Below are 26,425 nucleotides of genomic sequence, written 5' to 3'. Positions count from 1 at the left end.
TTGAAAACTTGGGGTCATTGCAAAATTTAAGCGACTCTGTTTTTCTGAGGCATGGCAATCATCAGTACGGCCGGACTCGCCCGGACCTTCCACACCAAGAACGGGCCTGTCGAGGCCGTTCGCTCCATCGACCTGACCGTCCAGCCGGGCGAGATCCTCGGCTTCCTCGGCCCGAACGGAGCCGGCAAGACCACCACCCTGAGGATGCTCACCACCCTGCTGCCGCCCACCGGCGGCGCGGCCACCGTCGCGGGCTTCGACCTGGCCCGCGATCCAGGCGGCGTACGGCGCAGGACCGGCTATGTCGCCCAGTCCGGGGGCGTCGACCCGCAGGTGACCGTGCGGGAGGAACTCGTCACCCAGGGACGGCTGTACCGGCTGCCGAAGTCCGAAGCCGACGCCCGCGCACAGGAGTTGGCCAGGGACCTGGGCCTGGCCGACCTCCTCGAGCGCAGGACCGGGGCGCTGTCCGGCGGGCAGCGGCGGCGGCTCGACATCGCGCTGGGCCTGACCCACCGGCCGGCAATCCTCTTCCTCGACGAGCCGACCACCGGACTCGACCCGGCCAGCCGGGCCGATCTGTGGGAGCTCGTACGCCGTATCCGCCAGGAGCACGGCACGACCGTCTTCCTCACCACGCACTACCTCGACGAGGCCGACGCGCTGGCCGACCGGCTGGTGATCGTCGACAAGGGCGTGGTCGTCGCGGAAGGAACCCCGCACGCGCTCAAGGCGCGGCACGCCGGGTCTTCCGGGGCCACGCTGCAGGACGCCTTCCTCGCCATCACCGGACGCGGGCCCGCGCCGGTGGCCACAGCCCCCGTAGCCGTCTAGGAGTCCTGATGCGTGAATTTCTCTCCGACACCGGTCTGATCTTCGAGCGGTACGCCCGCCAGACCCTGCGGTCCAGGTTCCAGATCCTCTTCGGCGTGCTGATGCCGCTGCTCTATCTGCTCTTCTTCGGACCGCTGCTCACCGATCTGCCGCTCTCCGCGCAGGCCGACTCCTGGCAGGTTCTCGTCCCCGGGCTGCTGCTCCAACTCGGCCTGTTCGGCGCCGCGTTCGCGGGTTTCTCGATCATCATCGAGAAGAACCACGGGGTGGTCGAGCGCATGCGCGTGACCCCGGTCAGCCGGCTCGCGCTGCTGCTCGGACGGGTGCTGCGCGATGCCGCGCTCTTCGTCTTCCAGGCGGTGCTGCTGGTACTGGCCGCGCTGGCCCTGGGTCTGCGCGCGCCCCTGGCCGGGGTCCTGATCGGCTTCGCGTTCGTCGCCCTGCTGACTCTCTCGCTCGCCTCACTGTCGTACGCGCTGGCGATGAAGGTCCGTACGCCGCAGGAGTTCGGCCCGGCCATCAACGCCCTCGCCATGCCCTCGATGCTGCTGTCCGGGCTGATGCTGCCGATGACCCTGGCGCCGGGCTGGCTGAACGTGCTCTCGCACCTCATGCCGTTCCGCTATCTGGTGGACGCGGTGCGGGACGCGTACATCGGCGAGTACGCCACGGCCGCCATGCTGTACGGCGTGCTTGTCGCCCTGGGATTCGCGGGCTCGCCGTGACGGTCGGCACACGTGTCTTCCGCCGGGCTGGAGCGTAACTACGCTGGTCACATGGTCAATCTGACGCGCATCTACACCCGTACCGGCGACCAGGGCACGACGGCGCTCGGCGATATGAGCAGGACGGTCAAGACCGATCTGCGGATCGCGGCGTACGCCGACGCCAATGAGGCCAATGCCGCCCTGGGCACGGCCATCGCACTGGGACAGCTCCCCGAGGAGGTCGTCAAGGTCCTCGTCCGCGTCCAGAACGACCTGTTCGACGTGGGCGCGGATCTGTCGACGCCGGTGGTGGAGGACCCGAAGTATCCGCCGCTGCGGGTCGAGCAGTTCTACATCGACAAGCTGGAGGCGGACTGCGACCGCTTCAACGAGCAGCTGGAGAAGCTGCGCAGCTTCATCCTGCCCGGGGGTACGCCGGGGGCGGCGCTGCTGCACCAGGCGTGCACGGTCGTACGGCGCGCGGAGCGCTCGACCTGGGCGGCGCTCGAGGTGCACGGCGACATCATGAACGCCCTCACGGCGACGTATCTGAACCGCCTCTCCGACCTCCTGTTCATTCTGGCGAGGACGGCGAACAAAGAGGTCGGGGACGTGCTCTGGGTCCCGGGCGGGGAGCGGTAGCCGGTGGGGCTCGATGTGTGCGGCTGGGCCGCACACATCAAGCCCGTCTGGGGTCCCCCCGGACGACGTTTGAGGGGGAGCGCTCGAAGCGCGTGCGGCCCGCCGCAGGCCCCTAGCGCTCGACCCGGACCGGCTCGCGCTCCGTCTCCTTCGCCGCCTTGGGCCCCTTCTTCGGCCAGATCGTGTACGTGAGCGCGATCACGCCGTGGATCCCCGCCGTCCTGAGCGCCGTGAACTGCCAGGAGCTGAGCGAACCGGTCCGGCTCGCGTCGCCGACGTACCAGATCGCGAGCTGCAGCAGACCGATCGCGATCCCCGCGCCGAGGACCGTGCGCAGCCACAGCTTGCCCTCGTGCTTGGCGCGGGCCGTTCCGTACCGCGGCGGCTTCAGCGGCGGCGGGCCGTCCGCGAAGCGGTGCGCCACGTGCCCGTCGATCCACTTGATCGTGTAGTGGCCGAAGGCGATGGTGTAGCCGATGTAGAGCGCCGCCAGCCCGTGCTTCCAGTCCGGCTCCGCGCCGTTCTTGAGGTCGATCGCCGTCACCACCAGCAGCACGACCTCCAGCAGCGGTTCCACCAGCAGCACGCCCGCCCCGAGCCGCGGCAGCCGCGCCGCATAGCGCAGCGCCAGTCCGCCGGCCAGCAGCACCCAGAAGCCGACCTCGCAGATCACGATCAGCGTGACGATCACGGCCCTCCCCTTTCGTTCCCCGCAAGCCTCCCGTCCGTATCGCCGCAGGTCGTCGTCGCCAGTGACGAAGTGGCACTGCATCCTTCGATGTAGCCGGCCTTCACTCCGGACGTGGAGGCCCGCGCGCCGCCCGCCGTGTTTGATGGGTGCGTGACCGCTCCCGCCCGCTGGCACCGCGACGATGTGCTCATCTCCGTGGCCGGATTCCTCGGCGGCCTGGTGCTGTGGGCGCTGGGGCTGGACACCCGCGGCGGCCACGGCGTCGACCCGCATGCCCTCCTGCTGCTGCCGCTGGCCGCGATGAGCGGCGCCGAGCTGCTGCGCCGGACGATGCCGAACACCGCGCTGGCCATCGGCTGCACCGCGATGCTCGCCGACCAGTTCACCGACGGGAACGTCGCCACCATCGCGATGTTCACGGATCTGGTCTACGCGGCCGTGCTGTACGGAACCCCCGCCGCCGCCCGCCGTATCCCCGCCGTGTCCATGGTGGCCACGGCCGCCGTGACGGTCACCGCGCTCGTCGTCTTCCAGGACGCGCAGGCCGTGCTGCTCGGCCTGGTCTTCGCGTTGGTCAGCGTGGCCCCGGCCTGGACCGGCGTGAGCGTACGCACCCACCGCGATGCCGCCGAGGCGGCGCAGCTGCGCGCCGAGCAGACGGCCCTGCTCGCCGAGGTGGACCGCACCCAGGCGGTGACCGCAGAGCGCGCCCGGATGGCCCGCGAGCTGCACGACATGGTCGCCAACCATCTCTCGGCGATCGCGATCCACTCCACGGCCGCGCTCTCCATCGACAACCCGGGAACGAGCCGCGACGCGCTGGCCGTCATCCGCGAGAACAGCGTCGAGGGCCTGGCCGAGATGCGCCGGTTGATCGGCCTGTTGCGGGACCGGGGCGCCGACGCGGAGCCCGCGGCCGTGCCCAGGCTGACCGGCGTCGATGCGCTGCTCGACCAGGCGCGGACGAACGGCGGGTCCAGTGGCCTCGAGTTCACGCTCGCCGACACCCGCAAGGACGGCCCCCCGCTGCCCGCTCCGGTCGAGCTGGCCGCGTACCGCATCATCCAGGAGTCGCTGACCAATGCCCTCAAGCACGCTTCGCCCGGGCAGATCATGGTCAGCCTGGGCCAGGACGAGGAGACGCTGACGGTGCAAGTCACCAGCCCCTACGGCGAGCGGCCCGGGCCGAGGGCGCCCGGCTCGGGGGCCGGTCTGGTCGGCATGCGCGAGCGGGTGGCGCTGCTGGACGGGCAGTTCGAGTCGGGCCCTGTGACCAACGGGGACGGGGCCACGATCTGGCGGGTACGGGCTCGGCTGCCCGTCGACGAAGGGAGTGCGAAGGCATGACGATCCGGGTACTGGTCGCGGAGGACCAGCGCGCCGTACGCGCCGGTCTGGTCCTCATCCTGGGCAGCGCTCCGGACATCGAGGTCGTCGGCGAGGCGGCGGACGGTGAGGCAGCGGTGCGGCTCGCCCGCGAACTGCGCCCCGATCTCGTGCTGATGGATATTCAGATGCCACGCCTGGACGGGGTTTCGGCCACCAGGCAGGTCGTCGACGCCCAGCTCGCCGATGTGCTCGTCCTGACCACGTTCGATCTGGACGAGTATGTCTTCGGGGCGCTGCGGGCGGGCGCCGCGGGCTTTCTGCTGAAGAACACCGAGGCCGCGGATCTGCTGGAGGCGGTGCGCACGGTGGCGCGCGGCGAGGGTCTGATCGCGCCGGCCGTCACCCGCCGGCTGATCGCGGAGTTCGCGGCGCCCACTCCCGTACGGACACGGGACGCTTCCGAACTCGCGATCCTCGATGGGCTCACCCGTCGGGAACGCGAGGTGCTGTCGTGCCTCGGCGAGGGGATGTCGAACGCCGAGATCGCGGGTCGGCTGGCGATGGCGGAGGCGACGGTGAAGACCCATGTGAGCCGTCTCCTCGGCAAGCTGAAGCTGCGCAGCCGGGTCCAAGCGGCGGTACTGGCTCAGGAGTTGGGCATCTGACCTCGCGCCTCCCCCACCTTTGGTCTGGACCTATTGACGATTGGTCCAGACCTTCCTAGTCTCACGGCACAACACACTGCGGTGAGCCACGCAGGGTGCGCAGTGCACGGACCAACCGCCGCTCGTCCGGACCTCCTCGAGGAGCACCCGTGAACACGCAACCTCCACTGCACAGAACCAGATTCAGATTCGGACTCAGATCCAGAGCCGCCGCGGGACTGACCGCGCTGCTCCTCCCGCTGGCCGCCATGGTCGGCCTCGCCTCCCCCGCCGAGGCCGCCGCATCGGCGACCGCCACCTACACCAAGGTCTCCGACTGGGGCACCGGCTTCGAGGGCAAGTGGACGGTGCAGAACACCGGCACCACCTCCCTCAGCTCCTGGACCGTCGAGTGGGACTTCCCCTCCGGCACCGCCGTCACCTCCGCCTGGGACGCCGACGTCACCAGCGCGGGCACCCACTGGACCGCCAAGAACAAGAGCTGGAACGGCACCCTCGCGCCCGGCGCGTCGGTCTCCTTCGGCTTCAACGGCACCGGCTCCGGCTCCCCCTCCGGCTGCAAGCTCAACGGCGCCTCCTGCGACGGCGGCAGCGTCCCCGGGGACAACCCGCCGTCCGCCCCCGGCACCCCGGCCGCGAGCAACATCACCAACACCTCGGTGACGCTGAGCTGGACCGCGGCCAGTGATGACAAGGGCATCAAGAACTACGACGTACTGCGCGACGGCGCCAAGATCGCCACGGTCACCGGTCTCACGTACACCAACACCGGACTGAGCGCGGGCACCGACTACTCGTACACCGTGCAGGCCCGCGACACCGCCGACCAGACAGGACCGGTCAGCGGCGCCCGCGCGGTCCGCACCACCGGCACCACCGACCCTGGCCCTGGCCCCGGCTCCTCGGTCAAGCTGGGCTACTTCACCGAGTGGGGCATCTACGGTCGCAACTACCACGTGAAGAACCTGGTGACCTCGGGCTCCGCCGCCAAGATCACCCACATCAACTACGCCTTCGGCAATGTCACCGGCGGCCGCTGCGCCATCGGCGACTCCTACGCCGACTACGACAAGGCGTACACCGCCGATCAGTCCGTCGACGGCGTCGCCGACACCTGGGACCAGCCGCTGCGCGGCAACTTCAACCAGCTGCGCAAGCTCAAGGCCAAGTACCCGAACATCAAGGTGCTCTGGTCCTTCGGCGGCTGGACCTGGTCCGGCGGCTTCGGCCAGGCGGCTGCGAACCCGGCCGCTTTCGCGCAGTCCTGCTACGACCTGGTGGAGGACCCGCGCTGGGCCGATGTCTTCGACGGCATCGACCTGGACTGGGAGTACCCGAACGCCTGCGGTCTGTCCTGCGACACCAGCGGCGCCGCCGCCTTCAAGAACCTGATGCAGGCGATGCGCGCCAAGTTCGGTACGAACAACCTGGTCACCGCGGCCGTCACGGCGGACGCCTCGTCCGGCGGCAAGATCGACGCCGCCGACTACGGGGGCGCCGCGCAGTACCTCAACTGGTACAACGTGATGACGTACGACTTCTTCGGCGCCTGGGCCGCGCAGGGCCCGACCGCCCCGCACTCCCCGCTCACCTCGTACCCCGGCATCCCCCAGGCGGGCTTCAACTCCGCCGAGGCGATCGCCAAGTACAAGGCGAAGGGTGTGCCGTCGGCCAAGCTGCTGCTGGGTATCGGCTTCTACGGGCGCGGCTGGACCGGAGTCACCCAGGCGACACCGGGCGGCACCGCGACAGGGCCCGCCGCCGGCACGTACGAACAGGGCATCGAGGACTACAAGGTCCTCAAGAACAGCTGCCCGTCCACCGGCACCATCGCCGGCACCGCGTACGCGAAGTGCGGCAGCAACTGGTGGAGTTACGACACCCCGGCCACCGTCACCTCGAAGATGAGCTGGGCGAAGGGCCAGGGCCTGGGAGGCGCCTTCTTCTGGGAATTCAGCGGTGACACGACGAACGGAGAGCTGGTCAGCGCGATCAACAGCGGTCTGGGCTGATCCCGCAGACACCGAAGCCCGCTGATCCCGCAGACACCGAAGCCCGGGAGACTCGTTCTCCCGGGCTTTGTCATGTCCTACGCCACAACCCTGTTTCACGCCACGTTCACTCTCTGGCCCGGAGGCGCCGCCTCCAGCCAGGCGAGGAAGCCGGTCAGCGCGTCCTCGCTCATCGCCAGCTCCAGGCGCGTCCCGCGGTGCAGACAGCCGAGCACGGTCGCGTCGGAGAGCAGCGCCAGCTCCTCCTCGCCCTGGGGCGTACGCCGGGAGACGACCTCGATGGCCGAGCGCTCAAGGACCCGGCGGGGGCGGGGGGCGTACGAGAAGACCCGGAACCACATGATCCGGTCACCGCTGTAGCGGGCGACGCCGTACACCCAGCCCTTGCCGGAGTAGTCGGTCTTCTCCGGGACGTTCCAGCGCAGACTGCAGTCGAAGGTCCCGCCGGAGCGCTGGATCAGCCGTCGGCGCAGTCCGAAGACGAACAGCCCGACCGCCACCAGTGCGACGACGACCAGGCCGCTCACAAGCAGAGCGAGGAACATGTCCACCGACCTCCTCGCATCGTTCTCGTCCGAGTCTGCTCACGCAATCCCACGTGCATCTGCATTGCCGCAGCCGCGGCACGGTCTGGAGAACTCCAGCCCGGGCCGCGGCTGAGGGCTACGACTGTCGGCGGGGTGCTCAGCGCACCGCCACCGCACGCAGCCGGACATCGGCGCGCCGCTCGGCGGCGGCGTCGTCGTCCGACTTGGCGCGCTCCAGCGCGCGCTCGGCGCGCTGGGGGTCGATCTCGTCCACCAGCTCGGCGATCTCCGCCAGCAGCGACAGCTTGTTGTCGGCGAACGAGATGAAACCGCCGTGCACTGCTGCGACGACCGTTCCCTCACTCGTACGGATTGTCACCGGGCCCGACTCCAGCACACCGAGTAGCGGCTGGTGACCGGGCATGACGCCGATGTCGCCGGACGCGGTGCGCGCGACGACCAGGGTGGCCTCGCCGGACCAGACCTGCCGGTCCGCGGCGACCAGCTCGACATGCAGCTCAGCAGCCAAGGGTGGCTCCTCGGGTCACCACCCGGCGGTACTGCCGGGTGTTGGGTCATAAGTCTAGTAGGGCTCCGGACGCCGAAACGCCGGGGCCCGCCCCGCCTGACGGCAGGGGGTCCGGGGATGGCCCCCGGGAAGGGCGTACGAAGAGGGGGCGGGACGGTGCCCGCCCCCCTTCTACGAGTCAGCCGACTCAGGAGACGCCGAGCTCCTTGGCGTTGGCCTTGAGGTCCTCAATGCCACCGCACATGAAGAACGCCTGCTCCGGGAAGTGGTCGTACTCGCCGTCGCAGATCGAGTTGAACGCGGCGATCGACTCCTCGAGCGGCACGTCCGAACCGTCCACGCCGGTGAACTGCTTGGCGACGTGGGTGTTCTGCGACAGGAAGCGCTCGACACGACGGGCACGGTGGACAACCAGCTTGTCCTCCTCGCCCAGCTCGTCGATACCGAGGATCGCGATGATGTCCTGGAGGTCCTTGTACTTCTGCAGGATTCCCTTGACGCGCGTGGCGGCGTCGTAGTGGTCCTGCGCGATGTAGCGCGGGTCCAGGATGCGGGACGTCGAGTCCAGCGGGTCGACCGCCGGGTAGATGCCCTTCTCCGAGATCGGACGGGACAGAACGGTCGTCGCGTCCAGGTGGGCGAAGGTGGTCGCCGGCGCCGGGTCGGTCAGGTCGTCCGCGGGGACGTAGATCGCCTGCATCGAGGTGATCGAGTGACCACGCGTCGACGTGATGCGCTCCTGCAGCAGACCCATCTCGTCGGCCAGGTTCGGCTGGTAACCCACCGCGGACGGCATACGGCCGAGCAGGGTGGACACCTCGGAGCCGGCCTGGGTGTACCGGAAGATGTTGTCGATGAAGAAGAGCACGTCCTGCTTCTGCACATCGCGGAAGTACTCCGCCATGGTCAGACCGGCAAGCGCGACACGGAGACGGGTGCCCGGGGGCTCGTCCATCTGACCGAAGACAAGCGCCGTCTTGTCGATGACGCCGGAGTCGGTCATCTCCTCGATGAGGTCGTTGCCCTCACGGGTACGCTCACCGACGCCCGCGAACACCGACACACCGTCGTGGTTGTTGGCGACGCGGTAGATCATTTCCTGGATCAGAACGGTCTTGCCGACACCGGCGCCACCGAACAGACCGATCTTTCCACCCTTGACGTACGGGGTGAGAAGGTCGATGACCTTGATGCCCGTCTCGAACATCTCGGTCTTGGACTCGAGCTGGTCGAAGCTGGGCGCCTTGCGGTGGATCGGCCAGCGCTCGGTGGTCTCGCTGTTCGCCTCGGGGACGTTCAGCACCTCACCGAGGGTGTTGAACACCTTGCCCTTGGTGAAGTCGCCGACCGGAACGGTGATGCCCGCGCCGGTGTTGGTCACCGTGGCCTGGCGGACCAGACCGTCGGTGGGCTGCATCGAGATCGCTCGGACAATGCCCTCACCCAGGTGCTGGGCGACTTCGAGGGTCAGGGTCTTGAGCTTGCCGTCCTCGGCCGGGTCGGCTACCTCGACGGTGAGCGCGTTGTAGATCTCCGGCATCGCGTCGACGGGGAACTCCACGTCGACGACCGGGCCGATGACCCGGGCGACGCGGCCCGTGGCGGCGGCCGTCTCAACAGTGGTCGTCATTACTTGTCACTCCCCGCGGTCGCGTCGGCCAGGGCGCTCGCGCCACCGACGATCTCGCTGATTTCCTGGGTGATTTCGGCCTGGCGGGCCGCGTTGGCAAGCCGGGAGAGGCTCTTGATGAGCTCACCGGCGTTGTCGGTCGCCGACTTCATCGCGCGGCGGGTGGCAGCGTGCTTGGAAGCAGCGGCCTGGAGCAGCGCGTTGTAGATACGGCTCTCGACGTAGCGCGGCAGCAGGGCGTCGAGGACGTCCTCCGCCGACGGCTCGAAGTCGAACAGCGGAAGGATCTCGCCCTTCGTCCCCGACTCCTCGACCGTCTTGTCGAGGCTGAGGGGCAGCAGCCGGTTCTGCACCGGCGTCTGCGTCAGCATCGAGATGAACTCGGTGAAGACGATGTGGAGCTCGTCCACGCCGCCCTCGGCCGTGTCCTGCTGGACGGCCTCGATCAGCGGGCCTGCCACCTTCTTGGCGTCCGCGTACGTCGGGGCGTCGGTGAACCCGGTCCACGAGTCCGTGACCTTGCGCTCACGGAAGCCGTAGTACGACACACCCTTGCGGCCGACGATGTACGTGACGACCTCCTTGCCCTCCGTACGGAGCCGCTCGGTGAGCTGCTCCGCCGCCTTGATGGCGTTGGCGGAGTAGCCGCCGGCCAGACCGCGGTCGCTCGTGATGAGCAGGACCGCGGCGCGGACCGGCGCCTCCACCTCGGTGGTGAGGGGGTGCTTCGTGTTCGACCCGGTCGCCACCGCGGTCACCGCGCGGGTGAGCTCGGTCGCGTACGGAGTGGAGGCGGTCACCTGGCGCTGCGCCTTGACGATGCGCGAGGCGGCGATCATTTCCATCGCCTTGGTGATCTTCTTGGTCGCGGTGACGGATTTGATGCGACGCTTGTAGACCCGGAGCTGGGCTCCCATGAGTCAGGTCCCTTCCGTCGTCACTTGGCCGTGCTGACCGGCGCGTCTTCGCCCAGAAGCTTGCCGTCCGAGGTCTCGAACTGACGCTTGAAGGCGGCGATCGCGTCGCCAATGGACTGGAGCGTGTCGTCGGACATCTTGGCGCCCTCGGCGATGCTGGTCAGCAGCTCCTTGCGCTCACGGCGCAGGTGCTCGAGCAGCTCGGACTCGAAGCGGCGGATGTCCTGGACCGGGACGTCGTCCATCTTGCCGGTGGTACCGGCCCAGATGGAGACAACCTGCTCCTCGATGGGCATGGGCTGGTACTGAGGCTGCTTGAGCAGCTCGACCATGCGCTTGCCGCGCTCCATCTGCGCCTTCGAGGCCGCGTCCAGGTCGGAACCGAAGGCGGCGAACGCCTCCAGCTCGCGGTACTGGGCGAGGTCCACCCGCAGACGGCCGGAGACCTGCCGCATGGCCTTGTGCTGGGCGGAGCCACCGACACGGGAGACCGAGATACCGACGTTCAGGGCCGGACGCTGGCCGGCGTTGAACAGGTCGGACTCCAGGAAGCACTGGCCGTCGGTGATGGAGATGACGTTGGTCGGGATGAACGCCGACACGTCGTTCGCCTTGGTCTCGACGATCGGCAGACCCGTCATCGAACCGGCGCCCATGTCGTCGGAGAGCTTGGCGCAGCGCTCCAGCAGACGCGAGTGCAGGTAGAAGACGTCGCCCGGGTAGGCCTCACGGCCCGGCGGGCGGCGCAGCAGCAGCGACACGGCGCGGTAGGCGTCGGCCTGCTTGGACAGGTCGTCGAAGATGATCAGGACGTGCTTGCCCTGGTACATCCAGTGCTGGCCGATGGCCGAACCGGTGTACGGCGCCAGGTACTTGAAGCCGGCCGGGTCGGACGCGGGGGCGGCGACGATCGTCGTGTACTCGAGCGCGCCCGCCTCCTCCAGCGCACCGCGCACGGACGCGATGGTGGAGCCCTTCTGGCCGATGGCGACGTAGATGCAGCGGACCTGCTTCTTCGGGTCGCCCGAGCGCCAGTTGTCGCGCTGGTTGATGATCGTGTCGACGGCCAGAGCGGTCTTGCCGGTCTGACGGTCACCAATGATCAGCTGACGCTGGCCGCGGCCGATCGGCACCATGGCGTCGACAGCCTTGTAGCCGGTCTGCATCGGCTCGTGCACCGACTTACGGACCATGACGCCCGGGGCCTGCAGCTCGAGGGCGCGACGGCCGTCGGTCTCGATCTCGCCGAGGCCGTCGATCGGGTTGCCGAGCGGGTCGACAACGCGGCCGAGGTAGCCCTCGCCGACGCCGACGGAGAGAACCTCACCGGTGCGCTGCACCGGCTGGCCCTCCTCGACACCGCTGAACTCGCCGAGGACGATCGCACCGATCTCGCGCTCCTCGAGGTTGAGGGCGAGACCGAGGGTGCCGTCCTCGAACTTCAGCAGCTCGCTCGCCATGGCCGAGGGAAGACCCTCGACCTTCGCGATACCGTCGCCGGCAAGGCTTACCGTACCGACCTCCTCGCGCGAGGCCGCGTCCGGCTTGTACGACTGGACAAAGTTCTCCAGCGCGTCCCGGATCTCCTCCGGCCGGATCGTGAGCTCCGCCATCTGGGTTCCCTGCTCTCCTTGTTGGGCCCGAAGTTTCTTAAGGGGGTCTGGGGGCCGACCCCCAGGAATCTTCTGCAATTTCTGCACGGCCCAACCGGGCCGCTCGTCCTGCTTGTTCAGTTACTGGCTGTCAGCCGGCGATACGGCGGGCTGCCTCGGCGAGACGGTCCGCGATCGTGCCGTTGACGACCTCGTCGCCGACACGCACCGAGATCCCGCCGAGGACCTCGGGGTCCACGTCGAGGTTCAGGTGCATCTGGCGGCCGTACAGCTCCGCCAGCACGGCGCCGAGGCGCTGCTTCTGCTGGTCGGTGAGCGGTACCGCCGAGGTGACGACCGCTACCATCCGGTCCCGACGCGCCGCGGCAAGCTTGGACAGGGACTCGAGTCCCGCCTCCAGGCTACGTCCCCTGGGCGCCGTAACAAGACGGACTACCAGTCGCTCGGTGACCGGATTGGCCCTGCCGCCGAGCAGTGTGCTCACCAGCTGGGCCTTGGCTGCCTTCGTCGCCGACCGGTCGGTCAGCGCGGCCCGCAGCTCGATGTTGGACTCGACGATCCGGCCGAACCGGAACAGCTCGTCCTCGACATCGTCGAGCGCGCCCGTCTGCTGCGCCGCGGTGAGGTCGGCGGTGGCCGCCAGCTCCTCGATCGCGTCGACCAGGTCACGGGACTGCGACCAGCGGGAGCGGACCATGCCGGAGACCAGGTCGACGGTCGTGCCGCCCACCTGACCGCCGAGCAGCCGCGCCAACAGCTCGGCCTTGGCCTCGCCGGACTGCGCCGGGTCGGTCAGGACCCGACGCAGCGAGACCTCGCGGTCGAGCAGCGCGGTGACGGCGGCCAGCTCCTCCGCGAGCTTCGCCGCGTCGACCGAGGTGTTGTCGGTCAGCGCGTCGAGAGCCTCGCGTGCGGCAGCCAGTGCCTCGCGGCTCGCTCCGTTCATCGGGCGGCCTCGGCCTTCTCCTCGAGCTCGTCGAGGAAGCGGTCGACGGTGCGGCTCTGCCGGGCCTGGTCCTCGAGGGACTCACCGACGAGCTTGCCGGCCAGCTCGATGGCGAGCTTGCCCACGTCCTGACGCAGCGCGGCGGCCGCAGCCTTGCGGTCGGCCTCGATCTGGGCGTGGCCGGCCGCGATGATCTCCTCACGCTGCCGCTGGCCTTCCGCCTTCATCTCCTGGATGATCGCGGCGCCCTGCTCGGTCGCCTCCTGGCGCATCCGAGCGGCCTCGTGGCGGGCCTCGGCGAGCTGAGCCTTGTACTGCTCGAGCACGCTCTCGGCTTCGATCCTCGCCGCCTCGGCCTTCTCGATGCCACCCTCGATGGCCTCTCGGCGCTCTTCCAGAACCTTGTTGATGTTCGGGAGGAGCTTCTTGGCGAGGAAGCCGAAGACGATGACGAAGGCGATCAGGCCGATGACGAGCTCGTCGAGATGCGGGATGAGCGGAGGTTGCGTCTCCGCCTCTGCCGCAAGGAACAGAGCGTTCACATCAGTGCCTTCCGTGAAAAAGATGGGGCTGTCGTCAGACCGGCTTAGTAGACGAAGCCCATGACGATGCCGATGAGGGCGAGCGCCTCACAGAAGGCGAAACCCATGATCTGGTTGGTACGGATCAGGCCGGCCGCCTCGGGCTGACGGGCGAGGGCCTGGGTGCCGTTACCGAAGATGATGCCGACGCCGACGCCGGGGCCGATGGCGGCGAGACCGTAACCGATGGAGGCGACGTTACCTTCGACGGCAGCAAGGGTCTGGAGAGCGGACATGCCGGTTCTTCCTTCTCTTTCAAGGACCCGGTGGGGGTTGGCCACCGGACGACTGATTTCAGGTGTGCGGGTCGGGCTCTGCTCAGTGGTGCTCGGCGAGCGCGCCCTGGATGTAGCTGCAGGCCAGGAGGACGAAGACGTACGCCTGGACGGCCTGGATGAAGAGCTCGAACGCGGTCATCACGACGGCCATCAGGAACGAGGTTCCGGCGTAGACGAAGCCGATGCCGTTGGCGAGGTACCAGGTCGCGATGGCGAACATCGAGATCAGCAGGTGGCCCGCGAACATGTTCGCAAAGAGCCGGACCGCGTGGGTGAAGGGCCGGATGAGCAGGTTCGAGAAGAACTCCAGCACGACCACGAGCGGAAGGATCGGGCCGAGGGACTTGTCGTACCCGGTGATGTTCTTCCAGCCGCCGACGAAGCCGTGCTTCTTGAAGGTCAGGCTGACCCACAGCACGTACACGACGAGGGCGAGCGCCGCCGGGTAAGCGATGATCGAGGTCACCGGGAACTGGGCGAGCGGCACAATCGACCAGAGATTCATCATCCAGACGAAGAAGAACAGCGACACCATCAGCGGGACGTACTTCTCGCCGTCCTTCTTGCCGATGATCTCGTAGACGATTCCGCGGCGTACGAAGTCGTAACCGGCCTCGCCGACCATCTGCAGCTTGCCCGGTACCAGCTTGGGCTTGTGGAAGGCGGCCCAGAAGAAGGCGACGACCACGAACGAGCCCAGGAACGCGAGCAGCATCGGCTTGGTGAATTCGAAGCCGCCCACCGTGGCGATGGGTTCGTAGATGAACGTATGCAGGCCCGGAGCCGGGAATCCGCATCCGGTGAAGATGTGGCAACTCGCGTCGAAGGCGAGCGTCTGGTCAGCACTCACCGCGGGCTCCTTCAGCGTGGCGCATAGGTACGGCAACCTCGTTGTGTCGGCGCGGCGCTGAGCCGCGGGACGGCACTGGACTGGTGGTCTTACGGATGTGGGGGCGACGGTTCGGCATCGAGCCTCGCGCTGGGACAGGCGTCAGCTCGGACACCCGCGCCCGCAGTGCCGCAGTTGGCACCGGACGATAGCAGGATCGCGAACGGGCGTTTATCCCGGCCCTACCCTTCACGTCGACGACCCCGCGTTCTCGGGCTTTTCACCCTTCGCGGCATCGGGATCCACGTAGAGGATCTTGGCCTTCATATAGGCGCGCGCCTGCGCGGAGACCCAGACAAGGGTCACCGCGAGAATGGTGAAAGCGAAGGCCTTGGGGTGAAACAGGGTGGTGTCCTTGAACGCCGCCATGAAGATGAAGAGAAGCAGCAGCTGTGCCGTGTAGAGCATCAGCCCCATGGCCTGGAACAGGTGCGGAAGTGATTTCGCCGTCCGCTGCAGCACGACCATCCCGATCCCCATGAAGAGGAGGACCACCAAGGTGCCGACGACCGCCCCGATCGCTCCCTTGCCACCGGCGACTCCAGCGCTGACGGCAACGGCGACAGCGCCGACGACAGCCGCGGGCACGGCGGTGTGAAGGAGAGTCCGGACGTCATTGGTCGGCATGGCGGCAGCTCCGCTTGCTGGTGGGGGCAGTGGTGTCGTCATGGACGAGCGTAATCCCGGTCCGAGATGGGCCTCGGGGCCAACGGGCCGTCGCACTACGGCCCTTCGGCGCTGTCTCCGGGTCTCGTGAACCGTATCACAAACTATTTGAATAGGTCTTTACCCAGGAGTGTGCCAACCATCACACATGAGAGTGACCGCGCGCGTGTGTGCACCCTAGCCGGTCGCTATGTCTGCTATTGGGCGGACATCCGGTACATCATCAGCCGCGGGTCCCGGCCTTCTTCCGGTCCGGGAAACGCGAACGGGGGCCGATCGCGGTCGCTCCGTTGACGCCGTTGAGCCCAGGGGCGCCCACCGCGACCGGGGCGCGCTCCTCCGGCGCCTCGGACAGCTCCGCCCCGTACGCGAGCGCGGGCACCGCCGTCGGCTCGGGCTGCACCGCACGGCGCCGGTAGCGCGGCGGCACAAAGGCCTCGGCCCAGCGCGGAGCCCGCGGCGTGAAGCGCGGCAGCAGCAGAAGCACCAGTCCGACGGCGCTCAGCGCCACGATGGCCAGCACGATCCACATCGACGCCGAGTGCACGGAGTACGCGACGACGCCGAAGGCGATCAGCGCCGACCAGAAGTACATGATCAGGACCGCGCGGCTGTGCGAGTGTCCGATCTCCAGCAGCCGGTGGTGGAGATGGCCGCGGTCGGCGGCGAACGGCGACTGTCCGTTCCAGGTGCGGCGCACGATCGCGAGCACCAGGTCCGCGACCGGGATCGCGATGATGGTCAGCGGCAGCAGCAACGGAATGAAGACGGGCAGCGCCGCGTGCGTGGCCTGGCGGGTGCTGCCCTCGAAGATCTTCAGGGCGTCGGGGTCCACCTGGCCGGTCACCGAGATCGCGGCGGCGGCGAGCACCAGGCCGATCAGCATCGAGCCCGAGTCACCCATGAAGATCCGCGCGGGATGCATGTTGTGGGGAAGGAAGCCCAGGCACATGCCCATCAGGATCGCGGTGAAGAGCGTCGCGGGGGCGGCCGCCTCGATCATGTAGCCGTACCAGATCCGGTACGAGTACAGGAAGAAGGCGGCGGCGGCGAGGCAGACCATGCCGGCGGCGAGACCGTCCAGGCCGTCCACGAAGTTCACCGCGTTGATGGTGATAACGACCAGGGCGACGGTCAGCAGGGTGCCCTGCCAGGAGGTCAGGGAGACCGTGCCGATGCCGGGCACGGGGATCCACAGGATCGTCAGCCCCTGCATCACCATCACACCGGCGGCGATCATCTGGCCGCCGAGCTTGATCAGGGCATCGATCTCGAACTTGTCGTCCAGAACGCCGATGATCCAGATCAGGGCCGCGCCGGACAGAAGTGCGCGTGGTTCGTTCGACAGCTCGAAGACGCTGTTCAGATTCTGCAGATGATCGGCGACCAGCAGACCGGCGCACAGGCCGAAGAACATGGCGATGCCGCCGAGTCGCGGCGTCGGCTCTCGGTGTACATCGCGGGCGCGGATCTCAGGCATCGCTCCGGTCGCGATGGCGAACTTACGCACCGGACCGGTCAGCAGATAGGTCACCGCGGCCGTGACACAGAGCGTCAGCAGGTAATCACGCACGGGCTGCCCCACAGGAATCGCTGGCCATCTCAGCCCCACACACTAGCTCTGGTAGCCACATGCTTGAGGACATACGGAGAGCCGCGATGGTTGCACAATGTCGCGGCTACCCCCGATAAGGCGGAAATCTACCGGCCAGTTCGCGCACTTCCGCACGTACCTTTCTCGCCTCTTCGCCCTCTTCACGCATCGCCGCCGTGAAGAGCGCGGCGATCCGCGTCATCTCCGCCTCGCCCATGCCCTGGGTGGTTACGGCGGCGGTGCCGAGCCGGATGCCGCGCCCGTCGCCGTACGGGAGGGCGCAGGTGTCGAGGACCAGTCCGGCCGCGGCGAGACGGCCGCGGGCCACCCTGCCGTCCACGCCGAGCGGCGCCGGATCCGCGCTGATCAGATGGGTGTCGGTGCCGCCCGTCAGGACGGCGTAACCCTCCTCGGCGAGCCCGTCGGCGAGCACCCGGGCGTTCGCCACGACCTTGTGGGCGTACGCCGTGAACGCCGGGGTCGACGCCTCGCCGAAGGCCACGGCCTTGGCCGCGATCGTGTGCATCTGGGCGCCGCCCTGGGTGAAGGGGAACACCGCGCGGTCGATGCGCTCGGCCAGCTCGGAACCGCACAGGATCATTCCGCCGCGCGGTCCGCGCAGCACCTTGTGGGTTGTGGCACACACCACATCCGCGTACGGGACGGGGCTGGGAGCGGCGCCGCCCGCGATCAGCCCCATCGGGTGGGCCGCGTCGGCGATCAGATACGCGCCCACATCGTCCGCGATCTCGCGGAACGCCGCGTAGTCGGGGTGGCGGGGATACGAGATCGAGCCACAGACGATGGCCTTGGGCCGGTGCTGGTGAGCCAGGGTGCGCATGTGGTCGTAGTCGATGAGACCGGTCTCGGCGTCGAGGCCGTAGCCGACGAAGTCGAACCAGCGGCCCGAGAAGTTGGCGGGCGAGCCGTGGGTGAGATGACCGCCGTAAGGAAGCCCCATGGCGAGGACCGTGTCGCCGGGCTTGAGCAGCGCCGCGTAGGCCGCGAGGACGGCGGAGGAGCCGGAGTGCGACTGCACATTGGCGTGTTCGGCCCCGAACAGGGCGGTCGCGCGCTCGACGGCGATCCGCTCGGCGGTGTCGACGAGCTCGCAGCCGCCGTGGTGGCGGGCGCCGGGATAGCCCTCGGCGTACTTGTTGGCGAGCGGCGAGCCGAGAGCGGCGAGGACCGCGGGTGAGGTGAAGTTCTCGGCGGCGATGAGCTGGAGGCTGTCGCTCTGCCGCCCCAGCTCGCCCAGGATCACCTCGGCGATCTCGGGGTCCTGGCGGCGCAGGGCGTCGAAGTCGGCGCCGTGATGGGTGATGCGGACGGCGTCTGGTGCAGCGGTGACCGGCATCTGTGGCTCCAGGCCTTGCGTGGAGTGGGCGGCGTCTCCAATGTAGGCCGGGGTTTCGCGGCCTGCGCGGTGTCGGGGGATCTTTCTTTTCCCCACCCCGCCCCTTCCCGTAACTGGGGGCAGGCCCCCAGGCCCCTGTGCGCCCGCTCCGCGGCGCGGACTTGGGGGCTTCGCCGCGTACCACCCGTCGGCCCGTCGGGCGTTGCCCTCAATCGCCGGCCGGGCAGGTCACCGGGGTCGTGGTTGCCGTGGGCCAGGGGGCGTTGGTGGTTGTTGTCCGGTGGGTGGTTTCGCGGGCGGACCGCAGGGGGGTTCGGGGCGGAGCCCCAAATCAAGCCCCGCCGCCGATTGAGGCGCGGGGGTTCGGGGGCAGAGACCCAAATCAAGCCCCGCCGCCGATTGAGGCGCGGGGGTTCGGGGGCAGAGACCCGAAACCAAGCCCCGCCGCCGATTGAGGCGCGGGGGTTCGGGGGCAGAGACCCGAAACCAAGCCCCGCCACCGATTGAGGCGCGGGGGTTCGGGGGCAGAGCCCCGACAACGGCCCGGGCATAACAAGCCCCGTGGGGCCCCGGACGAAGTCTGGGCGAGATGAGGCGCGAGGTCTGGGGCGGAGCCCCGGTTCAGGGGCGGCCGCCACCGACTCAGCGCCGCGCCCGCACCCCCGTCAGCGCCGTCACCACCGGATCCAGCGCCTGATTGATCTCGTCCCCGATCGAGCGAAAAAACGTGATCGGCGCCCCGTACGGGTCGTACACCTCATCCGCGTCCGGGCTCGGCGCAAGCAGCCAGCCCCGCAGCGCCGCCGCCGCGCGGACCAGCGCGCGGGCCCGGGCCACGACGCCCTCGCGCGGGTCCGGCAACGTTGCCGGGTCTATCGCCCGTACAAGCCGGGTGAACTCCTTGAGCGTGAACGTGCGCAGGCCCGCCGAGTGGCCCATCGAGATCACCTGCGCCCGGTGGTCCCTGGTCGCCGTCAGGACCAGATCCGCGCGGATCACATGCTCGTCGAGCAGCTCGCGCCCCACAAAACCGGTCGCGTCCGCGCCGAAGTCGGCAAGGACGATCTCGGCGTTGGCCTCCATCGGGGCGCCCTCGTGCCCCCACGTGCCCGCGCTCTCCACGATCAGGCCGCCCGTGAGCGGATCGCCGAGGCGGTCGCTCAGGGCATGGCGGGTCAGCCGCTCGGTGATCGGCGAGCGGCAGACGTTGCCGGTGCTGACGTGGAGGATGCGGAAAGTGTCCGTAGGTCCCGCTATGCCACGCCCCTCAGGGGCGGTCAACTGGCCACCTCGAGGTCGGGTACGACCTTGCGCAGCTCGTCCGCCGAGAGTGCTCCCTCGCGCAGCATCACCGGCACCTTGCCCGTGACGTCGACGATCGAGGACGGCACGATGCCCGGCGTCGGGCCGCCGTCCAGATAGACCGAGACCGAGTCGCCGAGCATCTCCTGCGCCGCGTCACAGTCCTCCGGCGACGGGTGCCCGGTCAGGTTGGCGCTGGAGACTGCCATCGGGCCCACCTCGGTGAGCAGTTCGATCGCGACCGGGTGCAGCGGCATCCGGATCGCGACGGTGCCCCGGGTGTCACCCAGGTCCCACTGGAGGGAGGGCTGGTGCTTGGCGACCAGCGTCAGCGCGCCCGGCCAGAACGCGTCGACCAGTTCCCAGGCCTGCTCGGAGAAGTCGGTGACCAGGCCGTGCAGGGTGTTCGGGGATCCGATGAGGACAGGGGTGGGCATATTGCGGCCGCGCCCCTTCGCCTCCAGCAGGTCCGCGACGGCCTCCGAGCTGAAGGCGTCCGCACCGATCCCGTACACGGTGTCGGTGGGCAGCACGACCAGCTCGCCGCGGCGTACGGCCGATGCGGCTTCACGCAGACCGGTGGTGCGATCCGTCGCGTCGTTGCAGTCGTATCGCCGAGCCATCAGCGGGCCTCCTCGTACATGGACACGTACACAAGCTTGGTCATGGCGTTGCCTTGCGCGCGGTCGCGAAGCGCGGCCGCTTGTTCAGGTCGGGGTGGTCGGCGGCGTCAGCCCAGCCGGCCTCTTCGCTGAAGATCCACGGCACCTGGCCGCCCTGCGTGTCCGCATGCTCGACGACGACGAGGCCGCCCGGTCGCAGCAGCCGGTGGGCGGTGCGCTCGATGCCGCGGATGGTGTCCAGGCCGTCCTCGCCGGAGAACAGCGCCATGTCCGGGTCGTGGTCGCGTGCCTCGGGGGCGACATACTCCCACTCCGTGAGCGGAATGTACGGCGGATTCGAAATGACCAGGTCGACCTGGCCGTCCAGCTCCGGCAGGGCGCTCAGCGCGTCGCCCTGGTGAATGGTGACCCGGCTGCCCTCGGCGTTCTTACGGGTCCACCGCAGCGCGTCCTCGGAGAGCTCCACTCCGTGCACCCGCGAGCGCGGCACCTCCTGTGCCATGGCGAGCGCGATGGCCCCGGAGCCCGTACACAGGTCGACGATCAGCGGCTCGACGACATCCATGGCCCGTACGGCGTCTATGGCCCAGCCGACCACCGACTCGGTCTCCGGGCGCGGCACAAAGACCCCCGGCCCGACCTGCAGCTCCAGATAGCGGAAGAAGGCGCGTCCGGTGATGTGCTGGAGCGGTTCGCGGGCCTCGCGGCGGGCCACGGCCTCCCAGTAGCGGGCGTCGAAGTCACCGTCCGGGACGTTGTGCAGCTCTCCCCGCTTCACGCCGTGCACGAACGCGGCGAGTTCCTCCGCGTCGAAGCGCGGTGAGGGCACGCCGGCGTCGGCCAGCCGCTGGGTGGCCTGGGCCACCTCGGCAAGCAGCAGGTTCACGCTGGTCCTCCGGGGCTGCAGGATGTTGTTGTTACTGGGCGGCGGCGAGCTTGGCGGCGGAGTCGGCGTCGACACAGGCCTGGATCATCGCGTCGAGATCCCCGTCGAGCACCTGGTCCAAGTTGTACGCCTTGAACCCGACACGGTGGTCCGAGATGCGGTTTTCCGGGAAGTTGTACGTACGGATCTTCTCGGAGCGGTCGACCGTTCGAACCTGGCTGCGGCGGGCGTCCGCCGCTTCCTTCTCGGCCTCCTCCTGGGCCGCGGCCAGCAGCCTGGAGCGCAGGATACGCATCGCCTGCTCCTTGTTCTGGAGCTGGCTCTTCTCGTTCTGGCAGGACGCGACGATGCCGGTCGGCAGGTGCGTGATGCGCACCGCGGAGTCCGTGGTGTTGACGGACTGGCCGCCGGGCCCGGAGGACCGGTAGACATCGATACGGAGATCGTTGGCGTGGATCTCCACGTCGATCTCCTCCGCCTCGGGCGTCACCAGCACACCGGCCGCGGAGGTGTGGATACGGCCCTGCGACTCGGTGGCGGGCACCCGCTGCACGCGGTGCACCCCGCCCTCGTACTTCAGCCGCGCCCAGACGCCCTGTCCGGGCTCGGTCGCGCCCTGGCCGCCCTTGGTCTTCACCGCGACCTGGACGTCCTTGTAGCCGCCCAGCTCGGACTCGGTGGCGTCGATGATCTCGGTCTTCCAGCCGACGCGCTCGGCATAGCGCAGATACATCCGCAGCAGGTCGCCGGCGAAGAGGGCGGACTCGTCGCCGCCCGCGCCCGCCTTGACCTCGAGGATGACGTCCTTGTCGTCGCTGGGGTCGCGCGGCACGAGCAGCAGCCGCAGCTTCTCGGTGAGCTCTTCGCGCTGCTTCTCGAGTTCCTTGACCTCGGCCGCGAAGTCCGGGTCGTCGGCGGCGAGTTCACGCGCGGTCTGGATGTCGTCCCCGGTCTGCTTCCAGGAGCGGTACGTGCCGACGATCGGGGTCAATTCGGCGTAGCGCTTGTTGAGCTTGCGCGCGTTGGCCTGGTCCGCGTGGACCGACGGGTCGGCGAGCTTCTTCTCGAGATCGGCGTGTTCGCCGATCAGTTCCTCGACCGCCTCGAACATCGGGGGCTCCTGGGTTTGCGTACGGAAGGGCTGCGGGAGACGGCAAAGCGCCGGTCCCAGCCGCCCCGCGCGGGGGCAGCCGAAGACCGGCGCAGTGGCTCGCTACTTCTTGGCGGAGCCGGCAGCCTTGCCGAAGCGGGCCTCGAAGCGGGCCACACGGCCACCGGTGTCGAGGATCTTCTGCTTGCCCGTGTAGAACGGGTGGCACTCGGAGCAGACCTCGGCACGGATGCTGCCGGCCTCGATCGTGCTACGGGTGGTGAACGACGCGCCACAGGTGCAGCTGACCTGCGTCTCGACGTACTCGGGGTGGATGTCGCGCTTCAAGGTGTCTCCTAGTTTCGGGAGGGCACCGGGTCGCACGGGCGGATTGCTCGTACGTGAACCGGGGCCGACGTACCAGTCTGCCAGGACTGGCCGTATCTCCCAAAACCGGGGGGCGGGCAGAACTATTCCCCGGCGCGCGGCGGGTGCGCCGAGCCGTGTCCAGCGGCTGCCGAGCCCTGCCGCCGGTGGCTGCCGAGGCGTGCCTAGCGGCTCTGGACGAGCGAGCCGGCCGCGCCCTTGTCGCCCGCCGATTTCTTGATCGCGGACGGCGGGATCGGCTTGTCCTGCTGGAGCGCGGTCCACACCTGCTGGGAGGCGGCCTTGAGCGGAATCACGCGGTTGGGGTCGACCGGGTCGTACTGCACCGGCATCGTGATCATCTGCACGTCCTGCGCACCGAGCCCGCTCAGGCCCTGGGCAAAGCTCATCAGCTCCTTCGCCGAGTCGAGCTCGGAGTCGGGCGTGATCGCCTTGGTGGCGGTGTCCGCGACGTCGAGGAGCTTCTTCGGGTTGCTGAAGAGACCGATGCCCCTGACCTGGTTGATGAAGGCCTTCATAAAGGCCTGCTGGAGCTGTATGCGTCCGAGGTCGCTGCCGTCGCCGACGCTCTTGCGGGTGCGTACGAGACCGAGCGACTGCTCCCCGTTCAGGGTGTGCTTGCCCGGCGGCAGGTCCAGATGGCTCTTGCCGTCGTGGATCGGCTTGGTGGTGGTGATCTCCACGCCGCCCAGCTCGTCGATGAGCTTCTTGAAGCCGGTGAAGTCGACCTCGATGTAGTGATCCATGCGGATACCGGACATCTTCTCGACGGTCTTCACCGCACAGGCCGGGCCGCCGACCTCGTACGCCGTGTTGAACATGGCGCGCTTCCCGCCGGAGACGGACTTGCCCTTGCCGTCCGTGCACTGCGGGCGGTCCACGAGGGTGTCGCGCGGGATGGAGACGACGCTGGCCTTCTTGTGGCCCTCGTAGACGTGCACCATCATCGCGGTGTCGGAGCGGGCGACGCCCTCGTCGACGCCGTACTTGGCGTTGGCGCCGGAGCGGGAGTCGGAGCCCAGGACCAGAATGTCCATGGAGCCGTTGTCGACGTTCTCGGGGCGGTCGGTGCCGAGTGCGGCGTTGATGTCGACGCCCTTGAGGTTGCCGTTGAGCTTGAAGTAGACGTAACCGAGTCCGGATCCGCCGATCAGCACCAGACCCGCGGCCGACCATGCGGCGACGGTCAGTGCCCTGCGGCGCGTGGTGGGCTTTTTACGGCGCTTGCCGCGGCTGCGTATTCGGCCGCCGCTGTTCTGCTCGGTCATGGTCTCCCTTGCTTCCGCTCTTCCCGCTACCCCCTGCCGTGCTGTTCAGGCGCGGTTTGTTGTTACTTGTTCAGACGGTGAAGCAGGAAGAAGGGTTGCACAGGGGTTTTGAGACTTCTTAAGAACGCAATGTGCCCACCGTGCATCGCACGGTGGGCACATTGCGTTGCCTGCCGGCCTGACTCTCCGTTCTCACCTGCGAGTTCGGGGAGCGGGGAGCCGGGGCGCGGGAGCCGGGTCACGTCCTACGACTGTGGCGAAGGTCTCCCGCCCGCGACCTTGAAGAGGCTCTGGAAAGGCCTCTCCAGGGGCCGCCGTGAAGGGCGTCAGTCGCCACCGTTGCCGGCGGACGGCGTCGTCTTCTGGATCTGCAGCAGGAACTCGGCGTTCGACTTCGTCTGCTTCATCTTGTCCAGCAGCAGCTCGATCGCCTGCTGCTGGTCCAGGGCGTGCAGCACCCGGCGCAGCTTCCAGGTGATGGCGAGCTCGTCGCTGCCGAGCAGGATCTCTTCCTTGCGGGTGCTGGACGCGTCCACGTCCACCGCCGGGAAGATGCGCTTGTCCGAGAGCTTGCGGTCGAGCTTGAGCTCCATGTTGCCGGTGCCCTTGAACTCCTCGAAGATCACCTCGTCCATGCGCGAGCCGGTGTCGACCAGCGCGGTGGCCAGGATGGTCAGCGAGCCGCCGTCCTCGATGTTGCGCGCGGCACCGAAGAAGCGCTTCGGCGGGTAGAGCGCGGTCGAGTCGACACCACCGGACAGGATGCGTCCGGAGGCCGGGGCCGCGAGGTTGTACGCACGGCCCAGGCGGGTGATCGAGTCCAGCAGGACGACCACGTCGTGACCCAGCTCGACGAGACGCTTGGCGCGCTCGATGGCCAGCTCGGCGACCGTGGTGTGGTCCTCGGCCGGGCGGTCGAAGGTCGAGGAGATGACCTCGCCCTTCACCGACCGCTGCATGTCGGTGACCTCTTCCGGACGCTCGTCGACGAGGACGACCATCAGGTGGCACTCGGGGCTGTTGACCGTGATCGCGTTGGCGATCGCCTGAAGGATCATGGTCTTGCCGGTCTTCGGCGGGGCCACGATCAGGCCTCGCTGGCCCTTTCCGATGGGCGCGACGAGGTCGATGATCCGGGTCGTCAGCACACCCGGGTCGCTCTCCAGACGGAGCCGGTCCTGCGGGTAGAGCGGGGTCAGCTTCTGGAACTCCGGGCGGCCACGGCCGGATTCGGGCGCCATGCCGTTGACGGAGTCCAGGCGGACCAGCGCGTTGAACTTCTCGCGGCGCTCGCCCTCCTTGGGCTGACGGACCGCTCCGGTGACGTGGTCACCCTTGCGCAGACCGTTCTTGCGGACCTGGGCCAGCGACACGTACACGTCGTTCGGACCCGGGAGGTAACCCGACGTACGAATGAAGGCGTAGTTGTCGAGGATGTCCAGGATGCCCGCGACGGGAATCAGAACGTCGTCCTCGGAGACCTGCGGCTCGCCGGTCGCGAAGTCGTCGCGGCCACGGCGGCCACGGCGGTCGCGGTAACGGCCACGGCGTCCGCGCCGACCGCCCTCGAAGTCGTCGTCGCTCTCGTCGGCGCGCGGACCCTGCTGACCGCCCTGCTGACCGCCCTGGCGCTGCTGGCGCTGGCCGCCCTGCTGCTCGTCGCCCTTGCCGCGGCCGCGCTCGCGCTGGCGGTCACGGCGCTCGCCGCCGCGCTCGCCTCGCTGGCCCCGCTCCTGGCGGTCGCGACGGCCCTCACCGTCCTGTGCGGAGACGGCGACGGCGGCCTCGGCCTTGGTGTCCGGCTGGGCTTCCGTCTTGACGTCGGTCTTGACGTCGACGGAGCCCTCGGCCTTGGCCTCCGGGCTGCCCGCCTGCGCGGTGGCCCGCCGACGGCGGCGCTCGCCGGCCGGCTGGTCGTCACTGGCCGGCTGGCCAGGAATGTCGATCTGCTGCTGGGCCACGGCCTTCTCGGCCTTCTCCTCGGCAGCGGCGGGCGCGTCGCCCGTACGGGCCTTGGAGGTGGCGCGGCGCTTCGGCTTGGCCTCGGCAGCGTCGGCGCTCTTCGCCGGCGCGGAGCCTCCGGCCTGCGCCTCCTTGATGACCTCGATCAGCTGGCTCTTGCGCATCCGCGCGGTGCCCCTGATGCCGAGGCCGGACGCGACCTGCTGCAGCTCGGCCAGGACCATGCCCTCGAGGCCGGTGCCGGAGCGGCGGCGCCGTGAGGTGGTGCCGGAGGCAGCACCTGCGGCGGGCGCGGAGGTGTCGACACTGTTGTCGGCGCTCACGCCCATCAGATCGGTGGTGTCGCTCACGAAGGGTCCTTCCCTGGAGCGGACGTCGGCCTTCTGGCTCGGCGACCGGTTGTGCTGTCCGACGTCGGCCTGTGATGTTGCGTATCACGGACCGGTGCCGGGGCGGTGGTCCCGCCGGGAGTAACGGCGGAGAAATAAACGTGCAAGGCC

General features: G+C 68.8%; 25 protein-coding genes and 1 pseudogene. 6 read left to right on the top strand and 20 right to left on the bottom strand.

The features are described from left to right. Positions 1-51 precede the first annotated feature (51 nt). The 3 genes and pseudogenes from ACQEVG_RS26695 to ACQEVG_RS26685 all read left to right on the top strand — a co-directional run bounded on the left by ACQEVG_RS26695 (position 52) and on the right by ACQEVG_RS26685 (position 2,183). The gene (locus tag ACQEVG_RS26695) at positions 52-834 is read left to right on the top strand and encodes an ABC transporter ATP-binding protein (protein ID WP_432988314.1); all 783 of its coding nucleotides are present in this window, start codon (positions 52-54) and stop codon (positions 832-834) included. 8 nt (positions 835-842) lie between these two features. Further along, positions 843-1,597 (top strand): annotated as a pseudogene (locus tag ACQEVG_RS26690) (ABC transporter permease). A 13-nt stretch (positions 1,598-1,610) separates the two neighbouring features. Continuing rightward, positions 1,611-2,183 carry a cob(I)yrinic acid a,c-diamide adenosyltransferase gene (locus ACQEVG_RS26685; protein WP_432988312.1) on the top strand — a complete coding sequence of 191 codons (573 nt, stop codon included), beginning with the start codon at positions 1,611-1,613 and terminating at the stop codon, positions 2,181-2,183. A 112-nt stretch (positions 2,184-2,295) separates the two neighbouring features. Here the strand turns inward: ACQEVG_RS26685 and ACQEVG_RS26680 are convergent, their stop codons facing one another. Further along, positions 2,296-2,874, bottom strand: a complete 579-nt coding sequence (locus ACQEVG_RS26680; protein WP_432988310.1) for a hypothetical protein — start codon at positions 2,872-2,874, stop codon at positions 2,296-2,298. Between the two features lie 150 nt (positions 2,875-3,024). Between ACQEVG_RS26680 and ACQEVG_RS26675 the strand changes: the two genes are divergently transcribed. The 3 genes from ACQEVG_RS26675 to ACQEVG_RS26665 all read left to right on the top strand — a co-directional run bounded on the left by ACQEVG_RS26675 (position 3,025) and on the right by ACQEVG_RS26665 (position 6,880). Then, entirely contained in the window at positions 3,025-4,221 is a 1,197-nt protein-coding gene (locus tag ACQEVG_RS26675; RefSeq protein ID WP_432988308.1) for a sensor histidine kinase, read from the top strand. Next, the gene (locus tag ACQEVG_RS26670; protein ID WP_432988306.1) at positions 4,218-4,868 is read left to right on the top strand and encodes a response regulator; all 651 of its coding nucleotides are present in this window, start codon (positions 4,218-4,220) and stop codon (positions 4,866-4,868) included. The genes ACQEVG_RS26675 and ACQEVG_RS26670 overlap by 4 nt, the downstream gene beginning before the upstream one ends. Positions 4,869-5,017: 149 nt before the next feature. Then, positions 5,018-6,880, top strand: a complete 1,863-nt coding sequence (locus ACQEVG_RS26665) for a glycosyl hydrolase family 18 protein (protein WP_432988304.1) — start codon at positions 5,018-5,020, stop codon at positions 6,878-6,880. 95 nt (positions 6,881-6,975) lie between these two features. Here the strand turns inward: ACQEVG_RS26665 and ACQEVG_RS26660 are convergent, their stop codons facing one another. The 19 genes from ACQEVG_RS26660 to rho form a co-directional block, all read right to left on the bottom strand. Next, positions 6,976-7,425 carry a DUF2550 domain-containing protein gene (locus ACQEVG_RS26660; protein WP_432988302.1) on the bottom strand — a complete coding sequence of 150 codons (450 nt, stop codon included), beginning with the start codon at positions 7,423-7,425 and terminating at the stop codon, positions 6,976-6,978. A 139-nt stretch (positions 7,426-7,564) separates the two neighbouring features. Continuing rightward, complete coding sequence (locus ACQEVG_RS26655) at positions 7,565-7,936, bottom strand: F0F1 ATP synthase subunit epsilon (RefSeq protein ID WP_432988300.1); 372 nt, start codon at positions 7,934-7,936, stop codon at positions 7,565-7,567. A 187-nt stretch (positions 7,937-8,123) separates the two neighbouring features. Beyond that, positions 8,124-9,566 carry a F0F1 ATP synthase subunit beta gene (gene atpD, locus ACQEVG_RS26650; protein ID WP_432988298.1) on the bottom strand — a complete coding sequence of 481 codons (1,443 nt, stop codon included), beginning with the start codon at positions 9,564-9,566 and terminating at the stop codon, positions 8,124-8,126. Next, complete coding sequence (locus ACQEVG_RS26645; RefSeq protein ID WP_432988296.1) at positions 9,566-10,483, bottom strand: F0F1 ATP synthase subunit gamma; 918 nt, start codon at positions 10,481-10,483, stop codon at positions 9,566-9,568. The genes atpD and ACQEVG_RS26645 overlap by 1 nt, the downstream gene beginning before the upstream one ends. A gap of 20 nt (positions 10,484-10,503) precedes the next feature. Then, positions 10,504-12,096: a F0F1 ATP synthase subunit alpha gene (gene atpA, locus ACQEVG_RS26640; RefSeq protein ID WP_432988294.1), complete on the bottom strand. Its 1,593-nt coding sequence runs from the start codon at positions 12,094-12,096 to the stop codon at positions 10,504-10,506. A 130-nt stretch (positions 12,097-12,226) separates the two neighbouring features. After that, entirely contained in the window at positions 12,227-13,042 is an 816-nt protein-coding gene (locus tag ACQEVG_RS26635) for a F0F1 ATP synthase subunit delta (protein WP_432988292.1), read from the bottom strand. Beyond that, entirely contained in the window at positions 13,039-13,584 is a 546-nt protein-coding gene (locus ACQEVG_RS26630; RefSeq protein WP_404724022.1) for a F0F1 ATP synthase subunit B, read from the bottom strand. The genes ACQEVG_RS26635 and ACQEVG_RS26630 overlap by 4 nt, the downstream gene beginning before the upstream one ends. Positions 13,585-13,628: 44 nt before the next feature. Further along, on the bottom strand, positions 13,629-13,859 hold the full coding sequence (gene atpE, locus ACQEVG_RS26625; RefSeq protein WP_137993321.1) for an ATP synthase F0 subunit C: 231 nt from the start codon (positions 13,857-13,859) through the stop codon (positions 13,629-13,631). 82 nt (positions 13,860-13,941) lie between these two features. Continuing rightward, entirely contained in the window at positions 13,942-14,751 is an 810-nt protein-coding gene (atpB, locus tag ACQEVG_RS26620) for a F0F1 ATP synthase subunit A (RefSeq protein WP_432988289.1), read from the bottom strand. 228 nt (positions 14,752-14,979) lie between these two features. After that, on the bottom strand, positions 14,980-15,417 hold the full coding sequence (locus tag ACQEVG_RS26615; protein WP_432988287.1) for a hypothetical protein: 438 nt from the start codon (positions 15,415-15,417) through the stop codon (positions 14,980-14,982). Positions 15,418-15,679: 262 nt separating this feature from the next. Continuing rightward, complete coding sequence (locus ACQEVG_RS26610; protein WP_432988285.1) at positions 15,680-17,029, bottom strand: MraY family glycosyltransferase; 1,350 nt, start codon at positions 17,027-17,029, stop codon at positions 15,680-15,682. A 106-nt stretch (positions 17,030-17,135) separates the two neighbouring features. Further along, on the bottom strand, positions 17,136-18,407 hold the full coding sequence (glyA, locus tag ACQEVG_RS26605; protein WP_432988283.1) for a serine hydroxymethyltransferase: 1,272 nt from the start codon (positions 18,405-18,407) through the stop codon (positions 17,136-17,138). Positions 18,408-19,049: 642 nt separating this feature from the next. Then, positions 19,050-19,688 carry a protein-tyrosine-phosphatase gene (locus tag ACQEVG_RS26600; protein WP_360872228.1) on the bottom strand — a complete coding sequence of 213 codons (639 nt, stop codon included), beginning with the start codon at positions 19,686-19,688 and terminating at the stop codon, positions 19,050-19,052. After that, positions 19,685-20,332, bottom strand: coding sequence for an L-threonylcarbamoyladenylate synthase (locus ACQEVG_RS26595; protein ID WP_432988280.1), 648 nt, complete (start codon positions 20,330-20,332; stop codon positions 19,685-19,687). Before ACQEVG_RS26595 ends, ACQEVG_RS26600 begins: the two co-directional genes overlap by 4 nt. Before the next feature lie 40 nt (positions 20,333-20,372). Further along, on the bottom strand, positions 20,373-21,218 hold the full coding sequence (gene prmC, locus ACQEVG_RS26590) for a peptide chain release factor N(5)-glutamine methyltransferase (protein WP_432988278.1): 846 nt from the start codon (positions 21,216-21,218) through the stop codon (positions 20,373-20,375). Between the two features lie 31 nt (positions 21,219-21,249). After that, positions 21,250-22,329, bottom strand: coding sequence for a peptide chain release factor 1 (gene prfA / locus ACQEVG_RS26585; RefSeq protein ID WP_432988276.1), 1,080 nt, complete (start codon positions 22,327-22,329; stop codon positions 21,250-21,252). A 102-nt stretch (positions 22,330-22,431) separates the two neighbouring features. Beyond that, positions 22,432-22,656, bottom strand: a complete 225-nt coding sequence (gene rpmE / locus ACQEVG_RS26580; protein ID WP_432988274.1) for a 50S ribosomal protein L31 — start codon at positions 22,654-22,656, stop codon at positions 22,432-22,434. 203 nt (positions 22,657-22,859) lie between these two features. After that, positions 22,860-23,963, bottom strand: a complete 1,104-nt coding sequence (locus ACQEVG_RS26575) for an LCP family protein (RefSeq protein ID WP_432988272.1) — start codon at positions 23,961-23,963, stop codon at positions 22,860-22,862. 326 nt (positions 23,964-24,289) lie between these two features. Then, positions 24,290-26,275, bottom strand: coding sequence for a transcription termination factor Rho (gene rho, locus ACQEVG_RS26570; protein ID WP_432988270.1), 1,986 nt, complete (start codon positions 26,273-26,275; stop codon positions 24,290-24,292). Positions 26,276-26,425: the final 150 nt, after the last annotated feature.

It is taken from the genome of Streptomyces sp. CA-135486, from assembly GCF_050936555.1.
In the GTDB taxonomy this organism is placed as follows: domain Bacteria; phylum Actinomycetota; class Actinomycetes; order Streptomycetales; family Streptomycetaceae; genus Streptomyces.
Note: the sequence above shows the minus strand (reverse complement) of the source record. Positions and strands in the feature narration are given on the sequence as shown.